Genomic DNA, 12,343 nt, shown 5'->3' with positions numbered 1-12,343 from the left:
TCAAATTGAATTCCTTGTCGGAATAGCACGATGAACCCTCAACTCGATAACGCCACATTACAAGCCTTTGCCCAGGTAGCCGACAGCGGCTCTTTCTCGATCGCGGCGGAGAAACTGTTCCTGACCCAATCCGCGGTCAGCAAGAGGATAGCTCACTTGGAGGAGCAGGTTGATTGCCGCCTGTTCGACCGTATAGGTCGACGCATCACGCTAACCGAAGCCGGCAGAACCCTGCTGCCCCAGGCACATAAAATCCTCCACGCCCTAGAAGATGCTGCCCTGTCGCTGCAAAACCTCTCTGGCGAGGTCGCCGGCCCACTTTCACTGGCGGCCAGCCACCATATCAGCCTGCATCGCCTGCCGCCGGTACTGCGCGATTTCAGCAACCGCTATCCCGGCGTGGAACTGAAACTTAGTTTCGATGAGTCGGAAGCCGCCTACGATAACGTGCTCAACGGCGAGCTGGAGCTGGCACTGATCACCCTGGCTCCCAGCAGCGATCCGCGCATCCACGCCGAGACACTCTGGGTAGATCACCTGCAGTATGTTGTCTCCAGCGAGCACCCGCTGGCAAAGCTGGATCGCCCGAACCTCGAAGCGCTGACCCGCTACCCGGCTCTACTGCCGGCACCCACCACCTTTACCCACCAGCTGGTGAGGAACCAACTGTCAGAACAGGGACTCAAGCCCAACCTTGGGCTCAGTACCAATTACCTCGACACGATCCGAATGATGGTGCGCATCGGACTTGGCTGGAGCCTGCTACCGGAAACAATGATTGATGACGGCCTGACCCGCCTGCCGATCTCGAAGGAATCGATTCAGCGACCGCTGGGGCTTATCTACCACCGCGACCGTACGCTATCGAACGCCGCCCGCGAACTGGTCAACCTGCTGCGCCGCCACAAGGAGCCGTTGGCGTGAGCCGGGCTAGCCTTGCCCCCGGCCGGCACTGTAAGATCGCAGGTAAATTTTCCTTCGACGGAGAGCCCTGTGGCCGATGATCTGCTGAAGCTGATGCAGCAGTGGGCAAGCTATCTGGACAAACAGACTCGCGACGCCCCGGGTAGCGCGACGCCACCCTGGCAGACCCCTGACCCGCGTGAAGCCCCGTCGGCACCCCATGCCGAGCTGATCGCTTTACTGACCCGCCAGTCACTGGAATTCACCCGTTTTGCGGAGCAGGTGATCGAACTACTCGAACAGCAGGCCAGCCAGACCGAGCTGAGCGCGCTGATCAACCAGTTCCAGAACCACCTGCGTGAACTGACGCAGGAGTGGATACTGAGCCGCTGGCAATTGCCAGAGCAGCTTGGCGCCCTGTTCCGCACGCACAGCTTCCAGGATGACTTGCTGCTGGATAACCCATTTATTCACGGCCTTAAAAGTCTGCTGAACACACCGGATCAGCTGGGCCTGCAGCACAGCATGCAAAAACAGCTGCAAAGTGGCGTCGACCTCCTGCTCGAGTATGAACACGCCCTGCGTCAGTACAGCGCCCATTACGGCGAGATCAACTCCGCGGCTACCCGCAGCTTTCTTGACGCTATAGAGAACGCCACGCCGCCTGTGGAAAGCCTGGGCCAGCTGCACGACCTTTGGGTGGAAACCTACGAACAGCGTTATGCTGAAGCGATCGTCACCAACGACTATCGGCAGGCTCACGGGCGCATCAGCAATGCGGTGATGCAACTGCGCCTGTTTCTGCAACAGCTGCGCAATACCCAGCTACAGCAGCTCGGCATCCCTAACGAGGTTCAACTCGAAAGGATCCACCGCCAGATGAATGAGCATCGGCGCGCACTCAAGTCGCTGCGCCGGGAACTGACTGAATTGTCGTCATTGAAAAACGAAGTTGCAGAGCTGAAAAATCAGCTCAACTCCACCGCGTCCGCCCACAACGAAGACCGTAAAGACACGAGCGCCAGCTCAGTGAGCAAACAATAATGAAGGGACTGGACCTGTCAGCGGCCAAAATCCGCGAAGAGCTGCGCACGTTCAATCAGCGCCTGACACAAAGCTACGAGGTGCTGCAGCAGATCGAATCGATCGAGGTGGGCTCGACGCCGAGACGGGAGATTTTCACCAACGACAAAGTGCGGCTTTACCACTACGAAGCAGCCGAACAGGTCGACGAGACGCCGCGCCCGGCTGTGCTTATCTGTTATGCACTGGTCAACCGCCCCTACATCGCCGACCTGCAGCCGGACCGTTCCCTGATCGCCTCACTGCTTGAGCTGGGCATCAACGTCTACCTGATCGACTGGGGCTACCCTGAAGAAACCGACCGCTTTCTCGACCTGGATGACTACATCGAGGATTATCTCGACAGCTGCGTAAAAGCCTGTACTGCGGATGCTGGCACAGAAAAGGTCAACCTGCTGGGGATCTGCCAGGGCGGCACCTTCAGCCTCTGCTATGCCGCCCTTCACCCGGAACGTATCAACAGGCTGATCACCCTGGTAACACCGGTAGATTTTCAGACCCCGGATTTCACCCTCAGCCACCTGGCCAGGGAGGTGGACGCCGACCTGGCGGTCGAAACCTACGGCAACATCCCGGGCGAACTGCTGAATGACACCTACAACTCGCTGATGCCGATGCGCCTGGGTGTACAGAAAAACCTGGGCCTGCCAACCCAACTCAGCGACAGGGACAAGGCGCTGAATTTCCTGCGCATGGAGAAATGGATCAATGACGGGCCGGATCAGGCCGGGGAAGCGTTTCGAAGCTTTATCAAACAGTTTTTCCAACAGAACCTGCTGATCAAGGGAGAAGCGGAGATCGGTGAGCGGCGGGTGGATTTAACGGAGATTCACCACCCCATACTGAACATCATCGGCAGGCATGACCATCTCGTCCCGCCCTCGTCTTCACGAGCGCTTAAGGAGGCAACCTCCAGCACCGATTACCGGGAACTGACGGTCAACGCCGGCCATATCGGCGTCTTTGTCAGCTCCAAAGCGCTGAAACAGGTTCCCAACGCCATCGCCGACTGGCTTTCGGAGTAGCACCGAAAGCCCTGCCTGGCACACTAGGCTTTGTTTTTGCCTTCGTCCTTGGGCTTGTCAGCCGTTTTTGCCTGATCGGCACTTTCCGCGGAGCCCTCGGCGCCGCTCTCCTCACCGCGCGGGGAAAACATGTTCCACACCGCCATATTCTGATCCGCAAAACGGTTCATCATGGTCAGCGGGTTTGCCGCCCCCATCATGTTCTGCATCTGCTCACGGATGCGATCCTGATGCTCCAGAAACGCAGCAATGCTCTGCTCAAGATACTGGCTCATCATGCCCTGCATGCTGTCGCCATAAAAACGGATCAGCTGCTGCAGCACCTGGTTGGTCAGCAACGTGCCGTGACCTTCGGCCTCCTGTTCGGAGATGATCTGCAGCAGGATATTTCGAGTGAGGTCATTACCCGTCTTGGAATCCTGAACCTGAAACTGCTCGCCGTTAAGCACAAGCTGCTTCACGTCTTCCAGCGTCACGTAGCAGCTGCGGGAGGTGTCATACAGCCTGCGGTTGGTGTATTTCCTGAGAATGCGCACGTCAGTCTCCTTCATTGCCTCACTTTTACCTCAAGCCGTATCAGCTTTTCGGGTCATCTTTGCGCCCGTACTGACTCATCATGGTGAATAACATTTTCTGCAGCGCTTCCATCGATCCCAGCCCTGAGTTCATGTAGGGCTTGAACAGAGTCAACGGATCATAACCTTCGGCACCAGCATCCATCTGCTCTTTAATACGACTAACCATCTCATCCTGCAACGCACTTACATCGGGCAGGCCCAGCGCGCGACGAAGTTCTTCCGGGGTCATGTCTACATTGATGGTAAATTTCATTCCGAACTCCGCATTAGTCGTCTAACTGCTTGAACTATAGTATATGACCTGCAGTGCAAAACAACGTCACGCAGCATTTTGCTGCACTTTTTCCGGATGAATCCAGATTGTTGCCAGCACTATAGCAACCACGCACCCAACCGCCGCCATCAGGAACGCAGGCATACTGCCGCCCCAGGCCCAGATATAACCTGCAGCAACCGAGCCGAGAAAGCCTCCTGCCCCAAATCCCAGACTCGAGAAAAACGCCTGCCCCCGCCCCTGGGTTTCAGGTGGAAAGTAGTGTTGCACCAGGGCAATACCGACGATGTGCAGACTGCCGAAGCTGGCCGCATGTAACAGCTGGGCAAAGACAAGTACCACTGGCTGATCTGGAAAAACCGCTGTCAGCATCCAGCGCAACGCACTCAGCCAGAGACTGACCAGCATAATTACCCGATAGGACCAGCGCGCCAGCACCCGATGCATCCAGATAAACAGCACAACTTCGGCAATAACACCCAGCGCCCAGAGCAGCCCGATCACTCCGCGCTGGTACCCCATCTGCTCAAGCATCGGGCTAAAGAAGCTGTAATAGGGACCGTGTCCGAACTGCACAAGAAAACAGATAACGAAGAAGGCAATAACCTGAGGCTGACGAACGACAGCCCCGACTCGTGCAGGCTTCGTAGCACTAGAACTGACTGATACCGCCTTTTGCTGCACTACAAGGGTGTTAAGCCAGATCAGCAACAGCAGACCCAGCAGCACCAGGGGCAAGGCACGTATATTCAGCCACTCCATCAACCAGCCGGTCCCGAGCACGGCACCAATGAAGCCGACAGATCCCCAGACCCGGATGCGGCTGTAGCGGTGCTTGTCATCCCCCAGGTGTCGTAGCGTGACCACTTCAAACTGCGGAAGTATGGCATTCCAGAAAAAACTGAAGCCCAGTGTCACCAGGGCGATGTAAAGTGGCGTCTGCGCCCAGAACACCAGGACAAACACAACCCAGGCGCAGAACGAACCTATCCGCACAATCAGCATGCGCCGACCGGTCATGTCGGCCAGCCAGCCCCAGAGAGAGGGTGCCAGTATACGGGTCGCGTGCAGCATCCCCATCAGCACACCGATGGTCTGCTCGGTGAAGCCGAAGGAGCCCAGATAGAGGCTCCAGTACGGCACCAGCGCGCCCAGGAAAGCAAAGTAGAAAAGGTAGAAGCCCGAAAGGCGAACGCTAGGAATCAAGGCCGCCCCGTCACCCGGCTGCTAGGGCATCGAGAATATACTGCGGCAGCGCAAAGCTGGCCGCATGCACCTGAGGGTTGTAATAGCGGGTACGGATACCACTGACTTTGAAGCGGCGCTCCAGTTCGACAACATCAACCTGGCGCGGTGCGGCCGTATCGCTTGCCCAGGCGAACGTCATAATGCCACCGGCATAAGTCGGTACGGCCGCAGCGTAAAAACATTGATCGGCAAACAGCGGGCCCAGCCGTCTGGCGGTGGTTACCACCTCATCCAGCTGCAGGAAGGCCACACCGTTTTGCGCCACGAACACACCGCCGGGATTCAGACAGCGCTTGCAGCCCTCGTAGAAGGCACTGGTGAACAACACCTCACCGGGACCTACAGGGTCGGTACAGTCCGAAATGATGACATCAAAGGTTTTTGCTGACTCGCGAACATAATCAACGCCATCAGCAATAACCAGCTCCACACGCGGATCATCAAAGGCGCCAGCGGAATGGTTTGGCAGGTAACGCTTGCACATATCGATGACCGATGCGTCAATCTCCACCTGCGTCACGGCTTCGACCCTGGCGTGCTTCAACACCTCACGCAGCATGCCGCCATCACCGCCGCCGATAATCAGTACCGAGCGCGCAGAACCATGGGCAAACAGTGGCACATGGGTGAGCATTTCGTGATAAATGAACTCATCAGCCTCTGTGGTCTGGACAATGCCGTCCAGCGCCATCACCCGGCCAAAGCTTTCATTACGGAAGATGATTAGATCCTGGTGCTCGGTGCGGTATTCAAACAGCACTTCATCGATGTTCAGTGTCTGACCGTATCCGGCATGCAGGCGCTCTTCGAATTTAGCCATCACTCTCCACCCGCCCACGCTGTAGTTCGGTTACCTTGAGTTCCCGCGGCGCGAAGGCCGCTTCCAGTACGGCGATACTCTGCTCGGGGCGCGAATCGCCACACATGAACACATCAAAGGCGGCAAAATCCCGCTCCGGCCAGGTGTGAACGCTGATATGGGATTCGGCCAGCACGGCGACACCGGAGATACCGCCATTAGGCGTAAAATGATGCAGATGCAGGTGCAACAACGTCGCTTCAGACGCAACGACCGCGTCGCGCAGCGCATTTTCCATCCACTCCAGCTCGTCCAGACGGGAGGCACCGAAGAGGTCGATAATCAGGTGGGTGCCGGCGAACTGATAACCCTCGCGCTGGATAAAGTAATCCTTGCGCACCTCTTCTGATTCGGTATCCGGGCGCGAATCGCCGAGGCTGCCAGCGGCACGGTCGACAGGTTTCAGCATATTCATCCCTCCGAATCAGTCAGTCTGCAAACCCAAATACCGGCACTTCGCTTAGCGAAGCTCCGGTACCTGGCGCTCTACATCGCCATTCTGCGCACGGTCACGCAGCAGATGATCGAGCAGAGTGATCGCCACCATCGCCTCCGCGATCGGTGTCGCACGTATACCTACACAGGGATCGTGACGACCTTTTGTGACAACTTCGATAGGTTCGCCCTGGGCATTGATACTTTTACCCGGCAGACGCAGGCTGGAAGTCGGCTTCAGAGCGATACTGGCAAGGATATCCTGGCCTGTTGAAATGCCGCCGAGAATGCCGCCGGCATGATTGGAGAGAAAACCTTCCGGTGCCATCTCATCACGATGTTCGGTGCCCTTTTGCGCGACAACATCGAAGCCATCACCGATCTCGACCCCTTTGACGGCATTGATGCTCATCAGGCTGTGGGCCAGCTCTGCATCAAGACGGTCAAAGATCGGCTCTCCTAGACCCACCGGCACGCCAGAGGCAACCACGTTGATACGTGCACCCACGGAGTTACCCTCCTTGCGCAGCGCATCCATATACGTTTCCATCTCCGCCACCACCTCGGCATCCGGGGAGAAAAACGGATTGGTATTGACCACATTCCAGTCAAACCGAGCCATATCCACTTTCACAGGACCGAGCTGAGACAGGTAGCCCCGGACCTGGACGCCCATGCCAGCCAACACTTTTTTCGCAACGGCACCGGCCGCGACGCGCATGGCGGTCTCCCGCGCCGACGAACGTCCACCACCGCGATAATCACGAATCCCGTACTTCTGGCTGTAGGTGTAGTCAGCATGCGCCGGGCGGAACGTATCCTTGATGTTGCCGTAATCCTTGGAGCGTTGATCGGTGTTTTCGATCAGCAGCCCGATCGAGGTACCTGTGGTACGCCCCTCGAACACGCCGGAGAGTATCCGCACCTCATCCGCCTCGCGGCGCTGCGTGGTGTGGCGCGAGGTACCGGGTTTACGACGATCGAGCTCCACTTGCAGGTCGGCTTCGGAGATTTCGATCCCCGGCGGGCAACCGTCGATGATGCAGCCCAGTGCGGGACCGTGGCTCTCACCAAACGTGGTCAGGGTAAAAAGCTTGCCAATACTGTTTCCGGACATAGGTTCCTATTCCTGCCTGAGCACCAAAGGCCAGGTTCAATCAAATACTATCAGCGAACTGGCGCAATTCGGGCGCCGTAATGGTAAACACACCGTTTCCGCCAGCTTCGAGCTCCACCCAGAGCAGGGGCAGTTCTGGATACTGCTCCATCAGATGGATCTCGGAATTACCCACTTCGACCACCAGCAAGCCATCATCGCTGAGAAAGTCGCCGGCCTGACGCAGAATCTGGCGGGTAATATCCAGGCCATCTGGACCGGAGCCCAGCGCCAGCCCCGGCTCGTGCCGAAACTCCGACGGCATAGTGTTGAGATCCGCCTCATCCACATAGGGCGGATTACTGACGATCAGGTCATAACGTGTACCCGGTGCTATGCCGGCAAAGAGATCACTCTCGATGGCGAACACCCTGTCCTCGAGGTGGTGCCTAGCGATATTTCGCTGCGCCACCTGGAGGGCATCGGCGGAGATATCAACCAGATCCACCTCGGCTTCCTCAAAACAGCGCGCCATCGCGATCCCTATGCAGCCACTGCCGGTGCACAGGTCAAGCACACGATCCACGGGGCCGGGTCGCAGCCAGGGCTCGAAGCCGGTTTCAATCAGCTGCGCGATCGGCGAGCGCGGTATCAGCACACGTTCATCAACACTGAACGGCATCCCCATAAACCAGGCTTCTCCGGTAATATAAGGAAGCGGCTTGCGCTCCTGCACCCGCTGACGCAGGTATTCCAGCACACGGCGCTTTTCGCTGCGGCTTAATTTGGCATCCAGCACCTCAGGCCGGGTGTCCCAGGGCAGATGCACCGCATTGAGCACGAGTTGAACCGCTTCATCCCAGGGGTTATCGGTGCCATGACCGAAAAAAACGCCATGTTCATGAAACGCGCTGAGACTGAAGCGAATGTAATCGCGAATGCTATCCAGCTCGTCGAGCAGAGAAGCTTGATCCAGGTTCATGACAGGTCCGATAATGGAAGGCTTAACAGGCCGCACATGTTAATTAAATCGTACCCTAAACGCCATGTCTGATACCCCGCCAAACGACGCATCCGAATTTTTCCAGGCTGTAGCTGATGTTTCCCCGCTACAGAGTGACCGTGCCCGACTGCGCGGCAACCGCGTCCGCAAGCAGCGGAACGACGCCAGCGACTACCGTCGCCAGGCGGCGGAACAGGAGCCGGAAACTTTCGTTGACGGACTTTCCACAACTGCCGTCGAGATCATTGAATCGGAGCAGGATCTGCTGTTCGTTGGGCCTGGCATACAGATAAGAGAGATCAAAAAACTGCGCCGGGGCCATATCCCCTGGCAGGCGGGGCTCGACTTGCACGGCTATACTCTTGAAGCTGCGCGCGAAGAGTTGGCCCGTTTCATCAGAGACTGCAAAAACAATAGCCTGCGCTGCGTCCTGGTCGTCCATGGTAAAGCTTACTCCCAACCCGGCCAGCCCGCACTGATGAAGTCCCATATCAACGACTGGCTGCGACAACTGCATCCGGTGCTCGCGTTCTGCTCCGCGCAACCCAAGGATGGTGGAACAGGCGCGGTTTATGTTCTTCTGCGACAAAAAACCTAGCGCCAAAGTCTGTTATCTTTACCTTCGTGGCCCGATGTCGTAACTTAGCGCACTTTTTCACAGCTTAATCGAGAGAGACACTTCACCGATGGAATCAGAGATGCAAAACGCCTACGCCAAGATCATCGAGCGGCTCGGTGAGGATCTTGAACGGGATGGGCTGAAAGATACTCCGAAGCGTGCCGCAAAGGCGATGCAGTTCCTTACCCGCGGTTACCAGCAGTCGCTCGAGGAAGTGGTTAACGGCGCCCTGTTCCCGTCCGATAACAGCGAGATGGTTCTGGTAAAGAATATCGAGCTGTACTCGCTGTGCGAACACCACCTGCTGCCGTTCATCGGCAAGGCACACGTGGCTTACATCCCCAACGGGAAAGTAGTCGGCCTGTCCAAGATTGCGCGCATCGTCGACATGTTTGCCCGCCGCCTGCAGATTCAGGAAAACATGACCAAGGAGATCGCCGAAGCGATCCAGCAGGTTACCGGGGCCGCAGGGGTCGGCGTTGTGATTGAGGCTCAACACATGTGCATGATGATGCGCGGCGTCGAAAAACAGAATGGGGAAATGAAAACCTCCATGATGCTCGGCACCTTCCGCTCCAACCCGGCGACACGCAACGAATTCCTGTCACTGGTCAACTGAGACGAATTCAATCTCCCCCGGCTCTTCGCCCTGCTCAAACGCATCAAGCTGACGCCGCGCCATCTCCTGGCCGGCGTCTATGAGCTCCCCGGCACGATGAAACTCGTGAAAGCCGCCGATATCCTTGGGCACCCTGACCACCAGGTCCGGACTGTACCCGGCGATCTTGTACTTGGTCAGGGCGCTCTGCATCACTTCAACGGTACTCAGTAACACGCCGATCCTGCCGAGCCTCGTGGGCGACTGCTCATCCTGAACCTCCTGAAACTGAAGCTGCCGGGCAAGCGACAGACGCTGGGCATTCACATCAACCGCTATGATCAGATCGGCCTGCTGAGCTACGGCAGCGACGATCGGCAGCGGATTAAGAACACCGCCATCAACCAGAAGCCGTTGGTTCCAGCTTACCGGCGTAACGATTCCAGGGATCGCGATGGAGGCTCGCATGGCCGCGAGCAGACTGCCATGACGAAACCAGACCTCCTTGCTTGAGCGCAGGTCGGTGGCAATGGCCGTATACCCTATCGGCAGCGACTCAATGTCGGGGTCACCGATCAGATCACGAATGCGGGCGAAGACCTTGTCACCGCGCACCGATACGTTACGAAAGCTCAGATCGAGCAGGCGCACCACATCAACCCAGCTGAGCGTTTCTACCCAACGCCGGTATTCTGCCAATCCTCCCGCCGCATAGAGCCCGCCAACCACGGCCCCCATTGAACTTCCCGCTATACCGACAATCTCGTAGCCACGTGCCTCCAGCTCGGCGATAACACCTATATGTGCATACCCCCGCGCTCCTCCAGCCCCCAGAACCAACGAGACCCTTGCCATGCTCAGCCTCCTGACAGCCTGATCACAACAGCCAACTGCTTGCGCCCACCCAGAACCTCGGGCGACAGGGCACCAACACCATATGACTGAATCCTGTCGGCATCGACGCCTTCGGCGACCACCAGATCTTTCAGTCTGTCAGCAAACTCTTTGGACTGACGTAAGCCGAGTTCCATATCCCGACCCGCCTGATGCACCACCAGCGCAATGCGCAACGAAGACTCCTCACGCAACAGAGAGACCAGGCTTTCAACCGCCTGGTCGGGAGCCTCCGGCCAGCCGGGAAGCACCGTGTAGCCCTGCCGGGCGAGCACATCCACCCACTCATTTCCCGCGCTGGACTCGTCCACGACCCAATCAAGGTTCAAAAACATTCGTCCGTTACCCCGGCGCACCGCATAGACCACCAGGTAGTCATTTCCGCTACGTGCTGCCAGGTACCTCTGCGTCTCGTCGACACCGTAGAGACGCGCCGTTTCGAACAGATCGTTAGCCCAGATATTACTGGCCCCACACTGGCGCCCCTCACACTCAAACAGTATCTCTGCACCGTTTTTCAGCAATTGATCACGAAAATAGCGAAAGCCTGATTCAGGGGTTTCCGAGGAGGGCAGCTGCCAGGTTGTACGCTCCAGCACTCCGCTGAGACGCAACTCCCGGTCGGTGCGTATCAGACCGTTAATCTTCAGAACACGCCCCAGTATCAGCCGGTAATCGGGTGCATTCATCGAGCGTTCCTGAATCGCCTGGCTTCTGGGTACGGGCTCCAGCCAGTCCGGCAGGCCAGCCTGTGCAGACACACTGGCACAGAGAACTGAAAGAACCAGCAATAGTTTCAATCCAGCAGCGGATATTCGCATTGTCCCGTGCACTCCCTAGCGCTGTTGATAACGAATAGTACGATAGAAACGGTTAATCGAATCACTGACCGCATCCAGCTCTGATTCCTCCAGATGTGGATGATGCCCCCCCTTAAGCTCTACACGGTGAAGGTTATTGATAACACGCAGCCGCTCCCGCGACTCCTCGGTGGCAATCCCACCCTCGGTCAGACAGACCAGTACCGGCGGCCTGATTTGTGAGAGAAAGCCACGAACCTCGGGTTCTGTCAGGCGTGCCACTGAAGGCGCCAGAAGGCGCGGGTCATGAGACCAGACGAAGCCGGTCTCGACCTGTCGGGTTCCCCGCAACACAAGCGCTTTTGCCCCTTCATATCCCACCGGGAAGCGCCCTTTCATCCTGGCCTGGACCATTCGCTCCACATCCGAGTAAATGATAGACGCCCTCGACGGCGCTTTCCGCCACTCCAGCGCTTTTCCCATCTGAGCGGGCGCAGATTCCGGTGTCTGGCTCAGCGGCCCCAGACCTTCGAGCATCACAAGACTGACCACCGATTCAGGCGCCATTGCCGCCAACATGGACAGGATCCCGGCACCCAGCGAGTGACCCAGCAGATGCACCCGTTGCAGCTTAAGTTCGTGAAGCACCCCATACAGGTCAAGCACGTAATCCCAAATTGCATACCAGTCACCCTCCGCCCTCCAATCGGACAAGCCGTGCCCCGGCAGGTCCACGGAGATCACACGCTGCGCATTCAATCGCGGCGCCAACAGGGCAAAGCTGGCCGCATTATCCAGCCAACCATGGGCCGCCAGAACCACCTCCTCGGAACTGGAATCGCCATACTCCATGGCGGCAACAACTCGCCCATTTACCTGAATTTTCAGCTCTTTTACCTGCATCCCTTTTCCCCGCTGCACTTCCCCA

General features: G+C 57.6%; 15 protein-coding genes. 5 read left to right on the top strand and 10 right to left on the bottom strand.

The genetic code is table 11. The annotated features are described in order from the left end of the window. Positions 1-30: 30 nt before the first annotated feature. The 3 genes from ACQUQP_RS10110 (at position 31) to phaC (ending at position 3,011) form a co-directional block, all read left to right on the top strand. Entirely contained in the window at positions 31-924 is an 894-nt protein-coding gene (locus ACQUQP_RS10110; RefSeq protein ID WP_432694908.1) for a LysR family transcriptional regulator, read from the top strand. Between the two features lie 69 nt (positions 925-993). Beyond that, entirely contained in the window at positions 994-1,947 is a 954-nt protein-coding gene (locus ACQUQP_RS10105; RefSeq protein ID WP_432694907.1) for a poly(R)-hydroxyalkanoic acid synthase subunit PhaE, read from the top strand. Continuing rightward, positions 1,947-3,011 (top strand): class III poly(R)-hydroxyalkanoic acid synthase subunit PhaC, encoded by a 1,065-nt coding sequence (phaC, locus tag ACQUQP_RS10100; RefSeq protein WP_432694906.1) that lies wholly within the window; start codon positions 1,947-1,949, stop codon positions 3,009-3,011. Before ACQUQP_RS10105 ends, phaC begins: the two co-directional genes overlap by 1 nt. Before the next feature lie 23 nt (positions 3,012-3,034). Here the strand turns inward: phaC and phaR are convergent, their stop codons facing one another. From phaR to prmB, 7 genes are all read right to left on the bottom strand, one after another. Then, the gene (gene phaR / locus ACQUQP_RS10095; RefSeq protein WP_432694905.1) at positions 3,035-3,562 is read right to left on the bottom strand and encodes a polyhydroxyalkanoate synthesis repressor PhaR; all 528 of its coding nucleotides are present in this window, start codon (positions 3,560-3,562) and stop codon (positions 3,035-3,037) included. 25 nt (positions 3,563-3,587) lie between these two features. Then, positions 3,588-3,842 carry a DUF6489 family protein gene (locus ACQUQP_RS10090; RefSeq protein WP_432694904.1) on the bottom strand — a complete coding sequence of 85 codons (255 nt, stop codon included), beginning with the start codon at positions 3,840-3,842 and terminating at the stop codon, positions 3,588-3,590. Positions 3,843-3,908: 66 nt separating this feature from the next. Then, positions 3,909-5,069, bottom strand: coding sequence for an MFS transporter (locus ACQUQP_RS10085; RefSeq protein WP_432694903.1), 1,161 nt, complete (start codon positions 5,067-5,069; stop codon positions 3,909-3,911). A gap of 10 nt (positions 5,070-5,079) precedes the next feature. Beyond that, positions 5,080-5,931, bottom strand: a complete 852-nt coding sequence (gene speE / locus ACQUQP_RS10080) for a polyamine aminopropyltransferase (RefSeq protein ID WP_432694902.1) — start codon at positions 5,929-5,931, stop codon at positions 5,080-5,082. Further along, entirely contained in the window at positions 5,924-6,379 is a 456-nt protein-coding gene (speD, locus tag ACQUQP_RS10075; RefSeq protein ID WP_432694901.1) for an adenosylmethionine decarboxylase, read from the bottom strand. The genes speE and speD overlap by 8 nt, the downstream gene beginning before the upstream one ends. Positions 6,380-6,430: 51 nt before the next feature. Beyond that, positions 6,431-7,522 carry a chorismate synthase gene (gene aroC, locus ACQUQP_RS10070; RefSeq protein ID WP_432694900.1) on the bottom strand — a complete coding sequence of 364 codons (1,092 nt, stop codon included), beginning with the start codon at positions 7,520-7,522 and terminating at the stop codon, positions 6,431-6,433. A 40-nt stretch (positions 7,523-7,562) separates the two neighbouring features. After that, positions 7,563-8,483, bottom strand: coding sequence for a 50S ribosomal protein L3 N(5)-glutamine methyltransferase (gene prmB, locus ACQUQP_RS10065; protein ID WP_432694899.1), 921 nt, complete (start codon positions 8,481-8,483; stop codon positions 7,563-7,565). A 64-nt stretch (positions 8,484-8,547) separates the two neighbouring features. On the opposite strand from prmB, the gene ACQUQP_RS10060 reads away from it, so the two are divergent. Together ACQUQP_RS10060 and folE are read left to right on the top strand one after the other, a co-directional pair. Then, the gene (locus ACQUQP_RS10060; protein WP_432694898.1) at positions 8,548-9,102 is read left to right on the top strand and encodes a Smr/MutS family protein; all 555 of its coding nucleotides are present in this window, start codon (positions 8,548-8,550) and stop codon (positions 9,100-9,102) included. A gap of 100 nt (positions 9,103-9,202) precedes the next feature. Beyond that, positions 9,203-9,742 (top strand): GTP cyclohydrolase I FolE, encoded by a 540-nt coding sequence (gene folE / locus ACQUQP_RS10055; protein ID WP_432694897.1) that lies wholly within the window; start codon positions 9,203-9,205, stop codon positions 9,740-9,742. Here folE and ACQUQP_RS10050 read toward each other — a convergent pair. The 3 genes from ACQUQP_RS10050 to ACQUQP_RS10040 are packed head-to-tail and all read right to left on the bottom strand — an operon-like array spanning position 9,728 to position 12,318. Then, entirely contained in the window at positions 9,728-10,576 is an 849-nt protein-coding gene (locus ACQUQP_RS10050; RefSeq protein ID WP_432694896.1) for a patatin-like phospholipase family protein, read from the bottom strand. The two genes, folE and ACQUQP_RS10050, sit on opposite strands and share 15 nt — an antisense overlap. A 2-nt stretch (positions 10,577-10,578) precedes the next feature. Further along, positions 10,579-11,436, bottom strand: coding sequence for a DUF4892 domain-containing protein (locus tag ACQUQP_RS10045; protein ID WP_432694895.1), 858 nt, complete (start codon positions 11,434-11,436; stop codon positions 10,579-10,581). A gap of 15 nt (positions 11,437-11,451) precedes the next feature. Then, positions 11,452-12,318, bottom strand: a complete 867-nt coding sequence (locus ACQUQP_RS10040; protein WP_432694894.1) for an alpha/beta fold hydrolase — start codon at positions 12,316-12,318, stop codon at positions 11,452-11,454. Positions 12,319-12,343 lie beyond the last annotated feature (25 nt).

The sequence above is a fragment of the Marinobacterium sp. YM272 genome, assembly GCF_050908845.1.
Lineage (GTDB): Bacteria > Pseudomonadota > Gammaproteobacteria > Pseudomonadales > Balneatricaceae > Marinobacterium_D.
Note: the sequence above shows the minus strand (reverse complement) of the source record. Positions and strands in the feature narration are given on the sequence as shown.

Coding starts and splice junctions, on each gene's coding strand:
- ACQUQP_RS10110 (WP_432694908.1), top strand. CDS start 31: ATGAACCCTCAACTCGATAACGCCACATTACAAGCCTTTGCCCAGGTA.
- ACQUQP_RS10045 (WP_432694895.1), bottom strand. CDS start 11,436: ATGCGAATATCCGCTGCTGGATTGAAACTATTGCTGGTTCTTTCAGTT.
- phaC (WP_432694906.1), top strand. CDS start 1,947: ATGAAGGGACTGGACCTGTCAGCGGCCAAAATCCGCGAAGAGCTGCGC.
- ACQUQP_RS10050 (WP_432694896.1), bottom strand. CDS start 10,576: ATGGCAAGGGTCTCGTTGGTTCTGGGGGCTGGAGGAGCGCGGGGGTAT.
- ACQUQP_RS10060 (WP_432694898.1), top strand. CDS start 8,548: ATGTCTGATACCCCGCCAAACGACGCATCCGAATTTTTCCAGGCTGTA.
- ACQUQP_RS10040 (WP_432694894.1), bottom strand. CDS start 12,318: ATGCAGGTAAAAGAGCTGAAAATTCAGGTAAATGGGCGAGTTGTTGCC.
- prmB (WP_432694899.1), bottom strand. CDS start 8,483: ATGAACCTGGATCAAGCTTCTCTGCTCGACGAGCTGGATAGCATTCGC.
- speE (WP_432694902.1), bottom strand. CDS start 5,931: ATGGCTAAATTCGAAGAGCGCCTGCATGCCGGATACGGTCAGACACTG.
- ACQUQP_RS10090 (WP_432694904.1), bottom strand. CDS start 3,842: ATGAAATTTACCATCAATGTAGACATGACCCCGGAAGAACTTCGTCGC.
- aroC (WP_432694900.1), bottom strand. CDS start 7,522: ATGTCCGGAAACAGTATTGGCAAGCTTTTTACCCTGACCACGTTTGGT.
- phaR (WP_432694905.1), bottom strand. CDS start 3,562: ATGAAGGAGACTGACGTGCGCATTCTCAGGAAATACACCAACCGCAGG.
- folE (WP_432694897.1), top strand. CDS start 9,203: ATGCAAAACGCCTACGCCAAGATCATCGAGCGGCTCGGTGAGGATCTT.
- speD (WP_432694901.1), bottom strand. CDS start 6,379: ATGCTGAAACCTGTCGACCGTGCCGCTGGCAGCCTCGGCGATTCGCGC.